The organism is Nonomuraea sp. bgisy101, assembly GCF_057708945.1.
Map to the genome: position 1 here is coordinate 129940 of NZ_JBYITD010000007.1, position 15557 is coordinate 145496.

The following is a 15557-nucleotide window of genomic DNA, read 5'->3' on the forward strand; positions in this document are numbered from 1 at the left end:
GGCCTGCTCGTGGGGCAGACACCGGACACGCGTTCATAGTCGATGCACAAGCGTTGCCCAACGGGCGCCGCACCTGGGGCGCAGGTCTACGCTCGGGACTGTGGAGGCAACCCAGTATCCGGCCCATTGGGAGGCGGACGTCGTCCTGGCCGACGGGGGCACCGCGCACGTGCGCCCGATCAGGCCCGCCGACGGCGACCGGCTCCGCGCGTTCTACTCCAGGCTGTCGGCCGAGTCGATCTACTTCCGCTACTTCGGGCCGCGGCCCAGGCTGTCGGACAGGGAAGTGACCTTCTTCACCAACGTCGACTACGTCGACAGGGTCGCGCTCATCGCCACCATCGGCACCGAGATGGTGGCCGTCGTCCGCTACGACAGGGTCAGCCCCGCCGAGGCCGAGGTCGCCTTCCTCGTCGAGGACGCCCACCAGGGCAGAGGCGTGGCCTCCGTCATGCTGGAACACCTGGCCGCCACCGCCCGCGAGCGCGGCATCGAGACCTTCATCGCCGACGTCCTGCCCGCCAACATGCGGATGATGGGCGTCCTGCGCCAGGTGGGCTACACCGCGCAGAGCCGCTTCGCCGACGGCGTGGTCCGCATGACGCTCGACCTGACTCCCACCGAGACCTCGGCCGAGGTCACCGCCTCGCGCGAGCACCGCGCTGAGGCCCGCTCGATCGCCAGGCTCCTGACGCCGGGCTCTGTCGCGGTCATCGGCGCCTCACGCGAGCCGGGCGGCGTCGGCCAGACCGTGCTGCGCAACCTGCTGGCCGCCGACTTCACAGGACCCGTCTACCCCGTCCACCGCGAGGTGCGGGCGGTGGCGGGCGTGCGGGCCTATCCGAGCGTCAAGGACATCGACGGCGAGGTCGACCTGGCCGTGCTCGCCGTACCCGCCGACAGCGTGATCGACGTGGTCAAAGAATGCGCGGAGAAGGGGGTGCGCGGGCTGGTCGTGGTCTCGTCGGGCTTCGGCGAGACGGGGCCGAAGGGGCGGGCGCGCCAGGACGAGCTCGCCAGCATCGCCCGCGCGTACGGCCTGCGCGTGGTCGGGCCCAACTGCCTCGGCATCGCCAACACCGATCCCTCCGTACGGCTGAACGCCACGCTCGCCGCGACCGTCCCCGGCAGGGGCAGGGTCGGCTTCTTCAGCCAGTCGGGCGCGCTCGGCACCGCCCTGCTGCAGCGGGTGGCCCAGCGCGGCATCGGCATCTCCAGCTTCGTCTCCGCGGGCAACAGGGCCGACGTGTCGGGCAACGACCTGCTGCAGTACTGGGAGGAGGACGAGGCGACCGAGGTCATCCTGCTCTACCTGGAGTCGCTGGGTAACCCGCGCAAGTTCACCCGCCTGGCCAGGCGCATCTCCCGCAGCAAGCCCATCGTGGTGGTCAAGAGCGGCGGCACCACCCAGGGCGTGCCCATCGGCCACTCCGCCTCCGCGCTGCGCCTGCAGGACAGCGCGCTCAGCTCGCTGTTCGAGCAGGCGGGGGTGATCAGGGTCGACGACCTCATCCAGCTGTTCGACGTCGGCCAGCTCCTCGCCTGCCAGCCGCTGCCCGCCGGGCCGCGCGTCGGGCTGGTCAGCAACTCCGACGCGCTCGGCCTGCTGGCCGTCGACGCCTGCGTCAGCGCCGAGCTGGAGCCGAGGCCGCCGGTGAACCTGGGCGCGACCGCGGGGGCCGCCGAGTTCGGCACGGCTCTCGCGGGCGTCCTCGCCGACCCCGACGTGGACGCGGCCGTCGTGATCTACATGCCGCCCATCCCGGGCGACGCCAGGTCCGTGGCGGCCGAACTGGTACGGGTGTCGCGGCAGGCGGGCAAGCCCGTGCTCGCGACGTTCGAGGGGCAGCTCGGGATGCCGCCGGAGCTGCGCACCGACCCGTCCGCGCTGCCCGAGCGCGGTTCCGTGCCGTCGTACGCGGCGCCGGAGGAGGCGGTGAGGGCACTGGCCCACGTCGTCAGGTACGCGCTCTGGCGCAAGCAGCCGCCTGGAGCGCCGCCCGAGCTGGACCGCCTCGACACCGAGACCGCCCGCGAGATCGTCGCGTCGGCCCTCACCACCGCCGCCACCGACCACCAGGCCGCCACCGACCACCAGCCCGCCACCGACCACCAGCCCGCCACCGACCACCAGCCCGCCTCGGAGCCCCGCCCCGCGCACCACACCAGCGTCACACAGGAGACCAGCGCCGCCCCGGACACCAGCGCCGCCCCGGATCCGAGTGCCGCGCAGGAGCCCATCGCCGGACAGGAGCCCGGCGCCGCCGAGGTGATCTCACCCGGGGCCGCCTCATCCGACGGTGAGCGGCAGGGCGGGGAGACCGGAACGGGTCCCGTCGAGATCGACGCGAGCGAGCTGCTCGCCTGCTACGGCCTGACCGTCTGGCCCTCCGAGGTCGTCGCCACTCCGGAGGAGGCGGTCGGGGCCGCCGAACGCCTCGGCTGGCCCGTCGTGCTCAAGGCGGCCGACCCCGAGGCGGCCAAGCGTGCCGGCACCGTACGCCTGGGGCTCACCTCGGCCGGAGCCGTCCGCCACGCCTACGCCGACCTCGCGGGCCAGCTCGGCGCCGACGTGGTGCTCGCCGTGCAGCGGATGGCGCCCCAGCCCGCGGTCCCGACCGTGGTGAACGTGCTGGAGGATCCCGCGTTCGGGCCGGTCGTCTCCTTCGGGCTCGGCGAGGTGACCGCCAGGCTGCTGCGCGACCGCGGCTTCCGGCTCGCCCCGCTGTCCGGCGAGGACGCTGCGGGCCTGGTGCGTTCGGTGCGGGCGGCGCCGCTGCTGTTCGGCGAGTACGGCTACCCGCCCGTCGCGGTCGGCGCGCTGGAGGAACTGCTCGTCAGGGTCGGCCGCCTGGCCAACGACCTGCCGGAGGTGTCACGGCTCGACCTGGATCCCGTGCTCGTGGGGGAGTCGGAGGTGCTCGTGCTGGGCGCGCGTGCCGTCCTCAGGAGCCCCGAGGGTCCGCGGCGCGACGGCGGCCCCCGTCGCCTGGCCTGAGCTCCACCTCGTTGCTCCGATCAATGGCGGTAATTACATTCCCCCATTCACCACAAAGTTTGCCCTCAAATTGCAATAAAGGTAATTATCAGGATATGTGGTGGTTTGTCGCGCGAGTGTGAGCGGTGCCCGGGGGCTGGCAGGATGGATGCCATGAGGGAAACCCGAGTCTCAGCCGCGGGCCTGCGTGAAGCGATCGAGCGCAGCGGCTACTATCCCGACCTCGTCACCGATGCGGTCGAATCCGCGCTGGGCAAGGAGGCGGTGACCGCCTACGTGGTGCACCACGAAGCCACGTTCGACCCGGCCATGGAGGTGCGCAGGCACGTCACGGTCCTGGTCCTGACGGGCACCCGGCTGCTGGTCTGCCACACCGACGAGCACCCGCCCGCCGAGGGGGTCTCGGCCTCGCACGCCTCCACCACCACCGAGGCGGTACGGCTGGCCCGCGTCCAGTCGGTCGCGGTGACCAGGGTCGTGCCCGACCCGGCGTCCTACGTTCCCGGCGTACCGCCGACCGAGGTGACGCTCACCATCGGATGGGGCGCCATCTCTCACGTCGACCTCGAGCCCGCCACGTGCGGCGACGAGAACTGCGAGGCCGACCACGGCTACACCGGCGCGATCACCGCCGACGACCTGTCGCTGCGCGTCAGCGAGGCGGCCGACGGCCCCGAGGCGGTGGGCCACGTCCTCGCCTTCGCCAAGGCCCTGTCCGAGGCCACGGCCCGCGCCGCCACCTGACCCACCCGCTCTTCCACCCCCTCACCCGCACCCTCCACCCCATCCGAACCGCGACCCCCATGCGGACCGCGACCCCCACGCGGCCCCATGCGGGGACCGGCGACCCCCATGCGGGACCGCGAATCCCTGTCCAGGACCGCGACGCCTGCCAAGGGCGGGCGCATCCCACCTGGGATGGCGCATCCGCCGGGGGTGGAGGATCCCGCCAGGGACCATCAACCCCTACACAGGACCGCGAATCCCGTTCCGGGAGCGCGACCCTCGCCAAGCGTGGGCGCATCCGCTTGGGGTGGAGCATCCGCTTGGGGTGGAGCATCCCGCGCGGGGCCATCAACTCCTACGCAGGACCGCGAATCCCGTTCCGGGAGCGCGACCCTCGCCAAGCGTGGGCACATCCCCCGGGGCGGCGCATCCCCCCGGGATTGAGCATCCCGCCCGGGGCCGTGAACTCCCACGCGGGACCGCGAACTCCTGTCCGGGACCTTGACCTCCACCAAGGACGGGCGCATCCCGCCCGGGGTCGCGTATCCCGCCCGGGGTCGCGTATCCCGCCCGGGGTCGCGTATCCCGCCCGGGGTCGCGTATCCCGCCCGGGGTCGCGTATCCCGCCCGGGGTCGCGTATCCCGCCCGGGGTCGCGTATCCCGCCCGGGATCGCGCGTCCCGCCTGGAGTGGCGCGTCCCGTCTGGAATGGGCGCGTCCCGCCCGAGGTCACGTATCCCGCCCGGGACGCGTGTCTCGAGCCTTCAGCGGTCCGCCGCGTTCCGCGCCGCTCCTGGCAGGACCACCGGTCGTCGACAGGCCGGGCGGCACGGTTGGCGAAAGGCCGGGCGCGTGGACGCGGAAGGGGTGGGCGCGTGGCTCTCGAAGGCTCAGGCGGGTGGCTCCCGATGGCTCGGGTGCAGGGCTCTCGAAGGCTCGGGGTGCAGGGCTGCGGATGGGTCGGGTGCGTGGGGCCGATGGGTCGGGTGCAGGGCTGCCGATGGTCGGGTGCGTGGGGCCGATGGGTTGCGTGCGTGGATGCCGAAGGGTCGGGTGCGCGGTGCCGAAAGGGCGGGCGGCAGGCCGGAGTCGGGGCGCCTGGTGCGCGTCGGGCGGGCGAGCCGTCCTGATCGGTCGAGCCCGCCCCCTACCGCGGGGCGGGCGGGCCCGCTAGAACGGTTCCAGACATCCACGCGAGCGAGGTGCCTGATGGACGACAACCCGGCCGCGGCCGTACAGCGTCACGACCGGGCCCCCCTGGTCCCCGCCTACGGCGGCGCTTCCCTCGCCGACCTGCCGGGCTCCCTCCTGGCCGCGCTCGGCGCCGCCCCCGCCGACGCCAACGTGCTGGGGCTCGAGCCCGTCGACCGGGTGTGCGTCTTCGTGGTCGACGGCCTCGGCGCCAGGCTGCTGGACGCGCACGCCGACCGCGCCCCCTTCCTCGCCTCCACCAGGGCGCGAGCCCTGACCGCCGGGTTCCCCGCCACCACGGTGACCAGCCTGTGCACGCTCGGCACGGGACTGCCGCCCGGCGAGCACGGCATGCTGGGCCTGACGCTGGCCGTTCCAGGACGGAACCACCTGTTCAACTGCCTGCGCTGGACCCTGCCCAGGGGCATGCCGCCCATGGACCCGCGCACCTGGCAGCCGGCCGAGACCGTCTACCAGCGCGCCGCGAGGGCCGGCATCGTGGCCAGCTACGTGGCGCCCGCCGCTTTCGAGGGGACGGGCCTGACCGACGCCGTCTACCGTGGCGTCCGCTACGTGCCCGCCGACACGGTGGACGAGCGGGTGGCCGGAGTACGGGCCGCGCTGCGCGATTCCCCGCGCGCCCACGTCACCGTCTACTACGGCGACCTCGACGCCACGGGCCACATGGTGGGCTGGGGCGCCCCGCAGTGGCTCGACCAGCTCGAGATCGTCGACAGGATGGCCGAGCGGCTGGCCGGGGCACTGCCGCCCGGCGCCGCCCTGTATGTCACGGCCGACCACGGCATGATCAACGCCGAGGAGAAGATCGACGCCCAGACCACGCCAGGGCTGAGCGCGGGCGTGGCGATGTTCGGAGGGGAGGCCAGGGCCAGACACGTCTACACCGAGCCCGGCGCCGCCCCTGCCGTGCTGGAGGCCTGGCGTGAGCTGCTGGAGGGCAAGGCGTGGGTCGTGTCCAGGCAGGAAGCGGTTGATTCGGGCTGGTTCGGCCCAGGTGTGCGCAGCGAATGGCTGGGCAGGATCGGCGACGTCGTCGCCGTGCCGTACACCGACTGTGCCATCCTCGCCTCTGAGACCCATCCGGTCGAGGCGGTATTCACCGGCTACCACGGCTCGCTCACCGCCGCCGAGCAGCACATCCCACTACTGGAGGTATCCACCCGATGACCCTGATCAACCCGGCGGAGCTGGCCGCGATGGAGGGAGCCAGCGTGCTCGACGTCCGCTACCGGCGGGGCGGCCCGTCCGGGCGCGAGTTGTACGCCGAGGGGCACGTGCCCGGCGCCGTCTACTGCGACCTCGACGCCGACCTGGCCGGGCCGCCGAACGGGGGCGGCCGTCACCCGCTGCCCTCGGCGGAGGCTTTCACGGCCTCGATGCGCAGGCTCGGTGTGAGCAGCTCCCGTCCCGTGGTCGTCTACGACGACGCCGACTCCATGGCGGCCGCCAGGGCGTGGTGGACGCTGCGCTACTTCGGGCACGAGGACGTCAGGGTCCTGGACGGCGGATTCCGCGCGTGGGCCGAGGCGGGCCTGCCGGTCTCCAAGGAGGAGCCGGACGTGTCGGGCGACTTCACCGCCAGGCCGGGCGGCATGCCCATGCTGACCGCCGAGCAGGCGGGCGAGCTCGCGGGCTCCGGCGTGCTGATGGACGCCCGCGCGGCCGAGCGCTACCGCGGCGAGGTCGAGCCGATCGACCCGGTGGCGGGGCGCATCCCCGGCGCGGTGAGCGCGCCCACCGACCAGAACGTCGGACCTGACGGCCGCTTCCTCGAACCCGCTGCTCTGCGCGCCCGGTTCGACGCCGTCGGCGCGGTGGAGGGGGCCGACGTAGGCGCCTACTGCGGGTCGGGCGTGACGGCCGCGCACGAAGTGCTCGCACTGGAGCTGGCGGGCGTCCACGCGGCGCTCTACGTCGGCTCCTGGTCCCACTGGATCAGCGACCCCGCCAGGCCCGTCGCCACCGGCTGACCCGCCCTGGTCGGCCGGTGGTCACCAAGCTGACCAGCTGCGGCCGGGCCCGTCGCCACCGGCTGACGCGCTCCGGCCGGGCTCGTCGTCACCTGCCGGCTTGCCCAGGCGCCCGCCGTCACCGGTTGGCCTTCACCCGACCGTCCTCCACGGTGACGACGGGGTGCCCGCCCGCGCCGAAGCAGGCGAACCCGAGCACTCCCGTCTTGCACGAGGCCTCCGCCAGCGCCGCCGAGGGAGCCCCACCCTCGGCGAGCAGGCCGTGGAAGACCGTCATCAGCGCCAGCGCCTCCTCGTCGGGCACCGGGATCAGACCCGCGACCACGCAGGAGGCGCCCTGCGAGAGGAACGTCCCCGCGAGGCCGAGCGGCGCCCCCTCGGCGGGCACCCTGGCCATCCCCGAGTCGCACGCCGACAGCACGACCAGGCTCGGCGTCATGGTCAGGGGCAGCAGGTCGTAGGCCATGAGCGGCCCGTCCTCCAGCTCGATGCTCGACAGCAGCGGGCTGCGGGAGTGGAAGGTGCCGTGGGCGGCCAGGTGCAGCACGTCGGCCCTGCCGAGCGCGGAGGCCACGTCGGCGGTGCGGGCGGGCACCCGCTCGGCACGCCGGTGGGCGGCCAGTACCCGTCGCACCTCCTCCTCGGCGTGCTCCAGTCCTGGCCCTGACGCCGCCACCACGAGCGGCTCGCCACCGCCGAGCGAGCCGCCGGCCCCGAGCCGCGCCTCGTGGCGGTCGCGGGCCGACAGCCAGGCGGCCGCGCTCGGGGCGACGCTCAGCGGGAGAGCGCGCAGGAGCGGCAGCGTCGACCACGGCAGCGTGTGCAGCGGACCGGCGGGGACGATCACCAGCGGGCGGCCCTCGACCAGGTCGGCGATCGGCCCGAGCAGGACCCGCTCCAGCCATGAGGCCTCGGCCGCCACCGGATCCCCATGATCGCCCGCGCCGTCGCCGAAGCTGGCTCGGCGCAGGCCGTACCGCAGCCTGATGACCGCCTCGGCCACGTTCGTGATGTCGGCGACGTTGCGCAGCTCGCATCCCGACGGGGTGATCACCACGGCCAGCAGCTCGCCGTCGTGGCACAGGAACTCCACCAGCGCGGCCCCGTCGAGCGCCGCCGTCACGGCGCCGAGCGAGGGCGCGGAGGGCCGGCCGCCGGAGACGGCCCGCCAGCGTTCGGCCCACCCGAACACCGCCTCGGGACCGCCTCGCGAGATCGCCAGGCCCAGCCCGAACGAGGCCAGCCGCCCGCCCGCTCGCACCCGGTGTGCCCTGAGCGAGGGATCGTCGAACCGTTCGGCGTCGGCCCCGAGGTCGGACAGGCCGCGCAGCACCGCCGCGAAGGCATCCGTGTGGTCGCCGTCGACCCCGGCGAGCAGCGCCGCCGCGTGCCAGCGCACCAGCGACGGCACCTCGTCGGGCCCGTCGTCGTCATCGGCCAGATGCTCGGCCTGCTGCGCGGAGGCCAGCCTGGTGAGCCGCCGCATGGCCAGGGTGGGCGCGTCGATGAGGGGCGCGAGGCGGCGCGCCTCCCGCGCGGCCGCGCCCGTCGAGGAGGCCGAGCGGGGGTCGAGGCGGGCCAGTTGCGCTGTGGCCGTCTCCGTGTCGCCCATGGCCAGCGCCAGCTCCGCCGCCGCCAGCCGCAAGGCGGCCGCGCCCGCCGGGTAGGAGCAGGCGGCCAGCTCGTCGGCGCAGGCCAGTAGCTCGGTGGTCAGGCCGGTCGAGCGCGGTTCGAGCACGAGCCTGGCGCGCAGCGCGACCTCGGCGGCCAGCGGCGCGGCGCTCTCGCGGCCGTGGGCGCGCAGCTCGGCCTCGGCCCTGCGGGCGACGGCCAGCGCCTGGCGGGCGTCGCCGGTCAGCAGCTCCACCTGGGCGAGCAGCAGCCTGGCATCGGCCAGCGCCGCGTGCGCGCCGGCCGCTTCGAGTTCCGGTACGGCGAGGCTGAGCATGGCCCTCGCCTCGCCCGGCAGCTGCGCAGCCAGCAGGGCTCCGGCGAAGTCGGCGCGCATCGTGGCCAGGCGTTCGGGAAAGCCGAACAGCGTGTCCTCGCAGGCCCGGTAGTGGGCGAAGGCCGTGGGGACGTCGCCCTGCCGTACCGCGAGGAAGGGCAGGTTGGCGGCGGCGAGGCGGGCCAGATGGGCCAGCCCCGCGCTCTGGGACAGCCGCAGGCACGCGGCGATGTCGTCGGTGGCCTGTGACCAGCGGCTCTGGTAGGCGTGCACCAGGCCCCTGTTGAGCAGCCCGCCGGCCAGGAAGCGCTGGTCGTCGATGGTGCCGGGCGCCTGGGTGAGGACGGCGATCGCGCGGTCGCAGGAGGCCACGGCCTCCTGGTAGCGGCCCAGGTGGGCCAGCGCCACCGCCCGCTGGGTGTCGAGCTTGGCCCGGTCGAGAGGTGACAGGTAGGCCCAGGCCATCGCGGCGATGCGGAGCGCCTGGAGCGGGTGACCGCGCTGGGTGCGGACCGTCACCAGGGACAACCTGGCCTGGGCCAGGCGATCGGCGGGTGCGCCTCCCGTGGCGATCGCCTGGCGCAGATGTCGTTCGCTGGCCTCCAGGTCGCCAAGCTCCCTGGAGGCCAGCGCCATGGCGCGTAGAGCGACGACGGCTGGTTCGACGGCGCCTATCCCCTCGGCGGCGGCGTGAACGGCGCGGGCGTCTGCGAGTGCCCGCGCGGGGTCGACACCGGATTGGAGGATCGCGTCCTCCGCCATCGCGACCAGCCTGTTCGTCACGGACGGATCCGCACCCAACCGGTGGCCACAGGGGTGAGCCCCGGCCGGTGGCAGACCACGCTGAACCAGCCCGGCGGCAAGCCCGTCGCCGCGAACTGGCCGGACTCCCGCAGGTCGCGAGAGACCGTGAGATGTGGTGTGCGGATGTCTATCGTGGCCCCGTCACCAGGATGAGGTGACACCCGCCCTGCCACATCGATGAGACCGTCCCCGATGGTCACCTCCAGATCGAAGGAGAGGTCCGCCGTGGCGAACCTGACCATACGCGGCCCGTCCGCGTCACGAGTGCCCCTCGTGGCCACGCACTCCACGGGCCCGGCGGTGACCACCTGGGCCAGCCGGAGGGAGTACGCGTCACGGGCGGCGGCCGAGACGTGGGCGGGAATCGGGTCGTGCCCCGCGGCGATGCGGAGCGCGGCCAGGAGATACTCGTCGCCACTCATGGCACCGCTTCCTCTAGTGAGATTCGGGTGCGCAACTTCTGCAGGCAGCGAAGGCGGGTCGGGCCCACGCTGCCGACCGGCACGCCCAGCCGAACCGCCATCTGGTGCGTCCCCGCGTCGGGAACGGTGGCCATCAGGCGGAGCAGGGTCCGGCATGGTTCGTGCAGATCAGACACCGCCTGCCAGAGCAGACGTCCCTCATCGGCCTCGAGGACGGCCGACGCCGGGTCGGGATCGATGGGACCGCCTTCGGGAAGGCAGAGGTAAGGGTGATTCCCCATCCCTTTCCTCTTGATCTGGAGCGCCTCGCGTCTGGCGGCCGTGGCCAGCCAGGCGCCGACGCTCGCCGGATCCCTGATCGAGTGAAGGTGCTCAAGAAGCCGCAACCATGCGCCCTGCACGGCGTCGGCGGTGTCGGCCTCGTTCAACCCGCACGCGCGAGCGACCGACCACATCCGCTGCCCGAACCGGTCCTCGAGGCCGGTCCAGGCGGAGTGGTCGCCGTCGGCAGCCGCTGTCAGCAGCTCCTCCGGGAGACGGGCGTCGCTCACGTTGTTGCCTCCTCGTAATGAGACGAGGACTGAGCGTAAACTCTACAGACTCGCGGGGACGAGAACTCCGAGATCAGGAATTTCCCGTGAACCTCGGAGGTCGGCTGCCTCTCGCGCCGACGGCTCGGCGGCGAACGCGCCCGACACCAGCGCGGCGGCGAAGGACGTTCCGCTCCACCGCGCGTAGCCGGCGAACTCGCCCCACTCGAGGAAGGCGCTGGCCAGCCACTCGCCTCTGGCCCACGCGTCCACCCATGGGCCGAACCCGGAGTACGGCGTCGCGCTCTCCTCGGTGACGCCGAGCGCGCCCACGCCGACGACGCCGGGCAGCGCGGCGGGCCAGAACGGCCGGTCGGAGGCGGTGTTGCCGGCGCAGGCCACCGTGATGGTGTCCGGCAGCGCGCCCAGAGCGCTGGCCACCAGGCTGCTGGGCTCGTCGTCGAAGGTGTGGCAGCCGAGCGAGAGGTTGAGCACCTGCGGCGGATCGTCGCGCAGCCGGTGCAGCGCGCGCAGCAGGCCCGCCTCGTCGCCGACGCCGTCCGCGCCCAGCACCCTGCCCACCCGCAGCACGCTGGCGGGGGCGCGGCGCTGGATCAGCCCGGCGACGAACGTGCCGTGCCCGGCCTGCCGGGCGAGCCCGCCGTTGCCGTTCCCGTTGTTGCCGTCGGTGGGCCGGTCGGCGGCCTCGGGGCCGAGCCGGCCGTACCAGTCGCTCTCGGCCCACCAGGGATGGGCGGCCACTCCCGTGTCGAGCACGCCGACCGTCACCTGCGGGCCCTTGCCGGAGGGCCGGTCCACCGGCGGGGAGGGGAAGGGCCTGGAGGCGGGGCCGCCGAACCACAGCGGCTGCCCGGTGAGCACGTGGTTGGGAGAGGCGCGAAACCCCTCCTCCCGCAGGCGCAGCGCGATCTCGCATGGATCCACGCCCGGCGTCAGCATGATGCGGAAGACACCCTCGGCCTCGGCCACCGCCTGCGTCCACTGCTCGGCCGCGGACGTGGCGCCGCGCTCGGTGAGGATCTGGCCTGGTCGGATGAGCGCCGCGCCGACGGCTTGGATGTCCATGGCCCGATATCTTCCCTGCCGGACCAGGCGTCACGTGCCCCAGCCGCAACATCTTGGTATAGCCCCCCACTAGCACCGGGCGGCGACCGACGGTAGTCTCTCCCTAGTCACTTGTGATCATCCCAGGACGAGGCCGTTGGGGAAGGCGCACCTCGTACCGAAACGGGAGGTCCGGTGTCTGCTCGTGGCGTGCTGTACGTCCACTCGGCTCAGCCCGCGCTGTGCCCTCATATCGAATGGGCAGTCGCGGGTGTCCTTGGCGTGCCCGTAGACCTGACGTGGACGCCCCAACCGGCCGCGCCGAACGTCGTGCGCGCACAGGCCGAGTGGGAAGGACGAGCGGGTATCGCCGCGGCCATCACCTCCTCGCTCATGGGGTGGCAGCGGATCCGCTTCGAGATCACCGAGGACGGCTCGCCCGGTGTCGACGGCTCCAGGCACGCCTACACGCCGACGCTCGGGGCCTTCACCGCGGTGATCGGGGCGGCGGGTGACATCATGATCCCCGAGGACCGCCTGCGCGCGGTCATGCTCATGGCCGCCCAGGGGCGGTGCGTCCTGGAGGACGAGTTGGACAAGATGCTCGGCAAGCCGTGGGACGAGGAGCTCGAGCCCTTCCGCTACGCCGGCGACGGCGCCCCCGTCCGCTGGCTGCACGCCGCCGTCTGACCTCTCGCCTCCCCCTGCCCGTGAGCCGGTCCCAGGCTCACGGGCTGTTTTGCGTGGGCGGAGGAGAGCCGGGGGTGGCGTCAGGCAGGACCGGGGCCGAAGGGCGAGATGATGTCGCCCCCTTGGACCAGGCGCTCCATCGTCTTCTTGATCGCTTCGGAGTCGTTGAGGTGCGGGAAGGGCTCGCCGGAGGGCACGGCGACGTCCAGGAACCGGCACAGCGGCTCCCAGCCCTCGCGCACGTCGAAGACGAGAAGCCGGTCGGCGGGCAGGCTCTCCTTGACGGCGGCGACATGGCGGTGGAAGGCCGCGACGGCGACCTCCTCCTCGGGCATGCCTGTCCTGAAGCTGTAGCCCTCGCCGAAGGTGGAGGCGACGATCAGCTCCATGACGGGGGCGAGGCGCCGCATCGACCCGAACACGGTGGCGGCGGGCTCGGGCAGGTCGTCGGGCAGGTCCCTGCCAGGCCCGTTGGCGATCAGCTGCCGCATGCTGAGATACCAGCCATGCGGATCCCGCACGGTCAGGACGACCTTCGCCCCAGGGTAGGCCGCCGCCTGCTCGCGCCAGAAGTGGCTGGCCGGCCAGTCCTGGGTGGACCGGTAGCCGTCGAGGACCTCGTCCCAGTCCACGGGCTCGCCGGACAGGACGGGCAGCCACCTGTCGACGTGGTCGGGCTTGGTGAGGATCTCGAACATGTGGTAGCAGGGGCCGACACCCAGCCGCTCGAGCGCGGCCTTCATCGAACTGGTTCCGGTGCGCGGGAGTCCCGCGCCGATCACGTGCAACACGTCGAACCTCCGGTCGGGGTGTAGCCGGATGCCCGCGCGCCTGGCTCTCGCGCCGGTTCGTTCACATCCTGAGAGCTCTGGCGGCGGCGCGGTGTGACATGGCCGGTCAAGAACTGTCACACCGAGACGTTTCCTGTCGCTCTCAGGATGCACGGAGAGATCGCGAGAGCCAAGCCCCGGCGCCGGAGGCCAGGTTCAGGAGCGCTTCGGCTCGTAGTGCAGCGCGGTGATCCCGCAGTCGAACGCCTGGGCGGAGACGAGGCGAAGTCGCTGGTTGTCGCCGATGTTGGCGAAGACGGGCATGCCGGCGCCGATCGCGGTCGGGTTGACGAACAGGTGCAGCTCGTCGAGCAGCTCCTTGGCGATCAGGTCCGCCACGAGCGTGCCGCCTCCGTAGGCGATGATGTCGCCGCCCGGCTGGGACTTGAGCTTGTTCACGGTCTCGGCGAGGTCACCGCCGGCGACGACGGCGTTGTCCCAGGGCGACTCGGTGAGGGAGTTGGAGATCACGACCTTGGGCGTGTTGTTCATCCAGTCGATGGACTCCTGGGTCTCGCCCTCAGGCCCGGCCGCCCACGTCGGGATGAACCCCTCGGCGAGCTTGCGGCCCAGCACGATGCAGTCGACCGGTGCGGTGAGCGCGTCGATGTAGGCGCTGATGTCGTCGGTCCACGGGAACGTCATCCAGTCCATCTCGCCGTTCGGTCCGGACATGTAGCCATCGACGGTGGTCTGGACCTGGAGCTTGAACGTGCGCATGAGGTGCTTCCCTTCGAGGTTCGGGGTGGTGCGGGAGTGGCGGGTCCTTCAGGCCCCGCTGTTTCCTCTGTGCCTTCAGCCTGGCGGAACCCGCTTACGGATCGTTTAAGGCATCCCTACCGCCCCCATAAGGGGGAGAGCGTGAGCGCACACGACAGTGCCCCTCCACCCTTGTGCTGGGTGGAGGGGCACCGGTCGTCGATCGGCTACAACGGGATGTTGCCGTGGGCGCCCCTGGCGGGGGTCGCCGCGGCCAGCACCTTGGCGATGGCGCCGCGGGTGCCGGCGGGGTCGATGACCTCGTCGATCACGCCCAGTTCCTGGGCCCTGTGCAGCCCGCCGGCCAGCTTCTCGTGCTCCTCGGCCAGGCGCTGCTCCAGCTCGGCGCGCTCCTCCTCGGGAGCGGCCGCGAGCTCGCGCCGCTTGAGGATGCGCACGGCCGCGACGGCGCCCATGACGGCGACCTCGGTCGTCGGCCACGCGAAGACCTTGGTCGCGCCGAGCGAGCGGGAGTTCATCGCGATGTACGCGCCGCCGTACGCCTTCCTCGTCACGAGCGTGACGCGCGGCACGGAGGCCTCGGCGAAGGCGTGCAGGAGCTTGGCGCCGCGGCGGACCACCCCGTCGTGCTCCTGGCCGACGCCCGGCAGGTAACCGGGAACGTCCACGAGGACAACCAGCGGGACGCCGAACGCGTCACACATACGAACGAAGCGAGCGGCCTTCTCGGCGGACGTGGCGTCGAGGCAGCCGCCCAGCCGCATCGGGTTGTTGGCGATGACGCCGACGGTCCTGCCGCCCAGGCGGCCGAGCGTGGTGACGATGTTGGGCGCCCACTTGGGGTGCAGCTCGATGCCCTTCTCGTCCAGCAGGCCGTTGACGAGCGGCTTGACGTCGTAGGCGCGCCTGGCCGACTCCGGAAGGAGCGTGGAGAAGTCCATCTCCTCGACCGAGGAGGTGCGCACCCTGCCCTGGTGGCCGAGCAGGACGGCCAGCTGACGCGCCTTGAGCAGCGCCTCGGCCTCGGTCTTGGTGACGACGTGGACGACGCCGCTGCGCTTGCTGTGCGGCTCGGGACCGCCGAGCGCGGCGCTGTCGACGTCCTCGCCGGTGACGCTGCGCACGACGTCGGGCCCCGTCACGAAGATGCGGCCCTGGTCGGCGAGGATCACGATGTCGGTGAGAGCGGGGCCGTAGGCGGCGCCGCCCGCGGCCGGGCCGACGACCACGGACAGCTGCGGCACGACGCCGGACGCCTTGGTCATCGCGGCGAAGACCCGGCCGACGGCGTGCAGCGACTCGACGCCTTCGGCGAGTCGCGCACCACCGGAGTGCCAGACACCGATGACCGGCACCCGCTCACGGACGGCCACGTCGTAGGCGTGCACGATGTGCTCGCAGCCTTCGCTGCCCATCGCGCCGCCCTGGAAGCGGGCGTCACTGCAGAACGCGACGACGGGAACGCCCTCGACGCGGCCCGTGGCGGCGAGGACGCCGCTCTTGTCCTCGGGAGTGATCAGCCTCAGCGAGCCCTCGTCGAGCAGCGCGGCCAGGCGGACGATCGGATCGCGGGGATCGGCGGGCGTCTCATCAGAGGCGCCCGTCACCACCCCGTTGTCGAGCACGGTCATCTGTGGCTCCC

12 protein-coding genes are annotated in these 15557 nt (G+C 72.9%); 5 read left to right on the forward strand and 7 right to left on the reverse strand.

Annotation, left to right across the window (positions count from 1 at the left end; all coding sequences use genetic code 11):
• Positions 1-100 precede the first annotated feature (100 nt).
• The 4 genes from AC3EO4_RS15215 to AC3EO4_RS15230 all read left to right on the forward strand — a co-directional run bounded on the left by AC3EO4_RS15215 (position 101) and on the right by AC3EO4_RS15230 (position 6906).
• Entirely contained in the window at positions 101-2998 is a 2898-nt protein-coding gene (locus AC3EO4_RS15215; protein ID WP_431896124.1) for a bifunctional acetate--CoA ligase family protein/GNAT family N-acetyltransferase, read from the forward strand.
• Between the two features lie 153 nt (positions 2999-3151).
• Positions 3152-3742: a DUF5998 family protein gene (locus AC3EO4_RS15220; RefSeq protein ID WP_379573670.1), complete on the forward strand. Its 591-nt coding sequence runs from the start codon at positions 3152-3154 to the stop codon at positions 3740-3742.
• A 1191-nt stretch (positions 3743-4933) separates the two neighbouring features.
• A complete protein-coding gene (locus AC3EO4_RS15225; RefSeq protein ID WP_431896126.1) occupies positions 4934-6103 on the forward strand; it encodes an alkaline phosphatase family protein in 1170 nt (389 codons plus the stop codon).
• Positions 6100-6906, forward strand: a complete 807-nt coding sequence (locus tag AC3EO4_RS15230) for a sulfurtransferase (RefSeq protein WP_379573672.1) — start codon at positions 6100-6102, stop codon at positions 6904-6906. The genes AC3EO4_RS15225 and AC3EO4_RS15230 overlap by 4 nt, the downstream gene beginning before the upstream one ends.
• A 118-nt stretch (positions 6907-7024) precedes the next feature.
• Here AC3EO4_RS15230 and AC3EO4_RS15235 read toward each other — a convergent pair whose 3' ends face one another.
• The 4 genes from AC3EO4_RS15235 to AC3EO4_RS15250 are packed head-to-tail and all read right to left on the reverse strand — an operon-like array spanning position 7025 to position 11696.
• Entirely contained in the window at positions 7025-9637 is a 2613-nt protein-coding gene (locus AC3EO4_RS15235) for a CHAT domain-containing protein (RefSeq protein ID WP_379573673.1), read from the reverse strand.
• Positions 9634-10080 carry a hypothetical protein gene (locus tag AC3EO4_RS15240; protein ID WP_379573674.1) on the reverse strand — a complete coding sequence of 149 codons (447 nt, stop codon included), beginning with the start codon at positions 10078-10080 and terminating at the stop codon, positions 9634-9636. The genes AC3EO4_RS15235 and AC3EO4_RS15240 overlap by 4 nt, the downstream gene beginning before the upstream one ends.
• On the reverse strand, positions 10077-10631 hold the full coding sequence (locus tag AC3EO4_RS15245; RefSeq protein WP_379573675.1) for an RNA polymerase sigma factor: 555 nt from the start codon (positions 10629-10631) through the stop codon (positions 10077-10079). The genes AC3EO4_RS15240 and AC3EO4_RS15245 overlap by 4 nt, the downstream gene beginning before the upstream one ends.
• Before the next feature lie 42 nt (positions 10632-10673).
• Entirely contained in the window at positions 10674-11696 is a 1023-nt protein-coding gene (locus AC3EO4_RS15250) for a S8 family peptidase (RefSeq protein WP_431896128.1), read from the reverse strand.
• Positions 11697-11870: 174 nt separating this feature from the next.
• Between AC3EO4_RS15250 and AC3EO4_RS15255 the strand changes: the two genes are divergently transcribed.
• Positions 11871-12365 (forward strand): DUF3145 domain-containing protein, encoded by a 495-nt coding sequence (locus AC3EO4_RS15255; protein ID WP_379573677.1) that lies wholly within the window; start codon positions 11871-11873, stop codon positions 12363-12365.
• Between the two features lie 80 nt (positions 12366-12445).
• Here the strand turns inward: AC3EO4_RS15255 and AC3EO4_RS15260 are convergent, their stop codons facing one another.
• The 3 genes from AC3EO4_RS15260 to AC3EO4_RS15270 all read right to left on the reverse strand — a co-directional run bounded on the left by AC3EO4_RS15260 (position 12446) and on the right by AC3EO4_RS15270 (position 15546).
• Positions 12446-13156: a sulfotransferase family protein gene (locus AC3EO4_RS15260; protein WP_431896130.1), complete on the reverse strand. Its 711-nt coding sequence runs from the start codon at positions 13154-13156 to the stop codon at positions 12446-12448.
• A gap of 195 nt (positions 13157-13351) precedes the next feature.
• Positions 13352-13915 (reverse strand): dihydrofolate reductase family protein, encoded by a 564-nt coding sequence (locus tag AC3EO4_RS15265; RefSeq protein WP_379573679.1) that lies wholly within the window; start codon positions 13913-13915, stop codon positions 13352-13354.
• A gap of 206 nt (positions 13916-14121) precedes the next feature.
• The gene (locus AC3EO4_RS15270) at positions 14122-15546 is read right to left on the reverse strand and encodes a carboxyl transferase domain-containing protein (RefSeq protein ID WP_379573680.1); all 1425 of its coding nucleotides are present in this window, start codon (positions 15544-15546) and stop codon (positions 14122-14124) included.
• Between the last annotated feature and the right edge of the window lie 11 nt (positions 15547-15557).